2 protein-coding genes are annotated in these 2162 nt (G+C 75.7%); both read right to left on the reverse strand.

Features of this window, described 5'->3' with window-relative positions:
• Window positions 1-555 (reverse strand): hypothetical protein (locus ACFV4N_RS43005; protein ID WP_499678461.1); only part of this gene is annotated, 555 nt, incomplete at its 3' end.
• A gap of 16 nt (window positions 556-571) precedes the next feature.
• A partial coding sequence (locus ACFV4N_RS43010; RefSeq protein WP_499678462.1) for an AMP-binding protein occupies window positions 572-2162 on the reverse strand: 1591 nt, incomplete at its 5' end.

Consider the following 2162-nt stretch of genomic DNA (forward strand, 5'->3'; position numbering starts at 1 on the left):
GTAGTCGCGGTCCAGGTAGAAGTTCACCGCGATCACCCGGTTCTCGATCAGGTCCTGGTGGGGCCTGATCTCGTCGCCCGGCTCGTAGCAGGCCAGCTCCACGCTCGTGCGCTTCTCCAGCGGGAAGCCCACGCCGGCGCCGAGCCAGGAGCGCAGCAGGTCGGAGATCACGGCGAAGCTGATGAAGTTCTTCAGCACGGCCTGGTGACGCTCGTCCATGCGGCCGGGTTCGAAGGCGTCGAGCAGCGGGCGGGCGAAGAAGTGGCGCGCGACCCGGTCGGGCCGGTCGGCCCAGCCGGCCTCGTCCACCTCGACCGTCTCCTGGGCGTTCCGGAAGGCCGTCACGCAGCGCGACCACACCGGCAGGTCGCGCAGCGCCGCGCCCACCGCCTCGGCCACCTCCGGGCGCAGGAAGTCGCGGAACACCAGCGGGCTGCGCGGCGCGCCGTGGAACCAGTCGCGGATGCGGGTCAGGGAGTCGTCGGTCAGGTGCTCGGCGCTGATGAACCTGCCCAGCTTGGCCGGGTCGAGCCCGGACGTCGTCGTCGGTGGCATGTCGTCGGCTCTCCTCTCAGGTGGCGGTGACGGGCGGTTTCGACGCCCACAGCACGCCGCCCAGGTCGTGCCCCGGCGCGCGCACGGCGCTGTACCCCGGTGCGGTCAGCCCGCAGCGCTCCATCGCGGCGAGCACCGGCCAGCGGCTGCCCCGCCCCGACCGCCAGCGGGGGCGGGACGCGGCGAGCACCGGCTCCAGCGCCCACGGCGTGCCGCGCCGGTCGGTGTGGCCCGCGACGTGCCCGACGACGAGGAGGCCACCGGGTGCGAGCAGGTCGACGAGGTCGGGCAGCACGGTCGCCGGGTCGGCCTGCTCGACCAGGCCGGTCACCGTGATCAGGTCGAACCGGTCGACCGGGGGTGGCGCGGGCAGGTCGCCGGTCACGTGCAGGGCGCGGTCGGCGCGGCCGAGGCGGGCCTCGACCACCGCGGCCACCAGGTCGCGGTGCGGCGCGGTCTGCTCGGACCACGCGGTCCCCGGGTCGGGCGCGGGTCCGGTCGAGCCCCACCACGCCAGGAGGTCGTCGAGGGCCTGGTGCGCCGGCCCGTGACCGCCCGCGGGGTGCCCCGGCGGGCCGGACCGTTCGGGCGGGCCGGACCGTTCGGGCAGCTCCGACAGCCGGACGGCCAGGGCGTGCACCCGGCGGGCCGCCGGGTCGTTCGGCGCGGGCGTGCCCGCGATCACCTCCGCGACGGCCGCCGCGTGGGCGAGCAGCGCCCGGTAGCGGGCGTCACCGCACTCCCTGATCGGCAGCCGCGCGGCCATCTCGCGGCGTCGCGGCTTCCCGGTCGAGGTGGCCGACAGGCCGGAGGCGTCCACCGCGACCGGCACCAGGCCGCGAACCCGCTCCAGCTCGGCGACCCTGCCGATCGGCCCGGAGTCCAGGACGAGGCCGACGTCGTTCCCCAGGGTCGGCGAGTCGACGCCCACCGCGGCGAAGGTCCCGGTGAGGCCGGCCTCGCGCCACTGCCGCTCGACGTCCAGGGGGTGGTGCTTCTCGCCGCCGCGGTTGATCACCTCGGTGCGCCTGCCGCGCAGCACGAGCAGCCCGTCCCGGACCTCGCCGAGGTCGCCGGTGCGCAGCCAGCCGTCCGCGGACAGCACCGGCGCCGTGAGGTCGGGCCGGCCCCAGTAGCCGCGCATCAGGTCCGGCGAGCGCAGCACCACCTCGCCGTCGTCCAGGGCGAACTCGGTCCCGGGCAGCGGCACGCCCACCGGCGGGTGCGCCTCGACGTACTGCCGCTGGAAGTCCAACCGCGACAGCAGCGGGGTCACGAAGCTGAAGTTGACCGCCTCGCTGAGGCCGTAGCCCTGGCGCAGGCGCGGGCCGTAGGCCCGGTAGAACCGCTCGGCCAGCTCCCGGGTCAGCGGGGCCGCGGCCGTGATGAGGTAGTCCAGCGGCTCGGGCCAGGGCGGTCGCTCCTCGACGATCCGGTGGAGCAGGGCGGGCACGACCGACGCGGTCCGCGCACCCGTCGCCGCGATCCGCGCGAAGTAGCCGGCCGGGGTGAACCGGGGCTCCAGCACCAGTGGCGCGCCGGTGACCATCGTGCCCAGCAACGACATCATCGCGGCGTTGACGTGGAACAGCGGCAGGCAGGTGGGG

The sequence above is a fragment of the Actinosynnema sp. NPDC059797 genome (assembly GCF_042732085.1).
GTDB lineage: Bacteria > Actinomycetota > Actinomycetes > Mycobacteriales > Pseudonocardiaceae > Actinosynnema.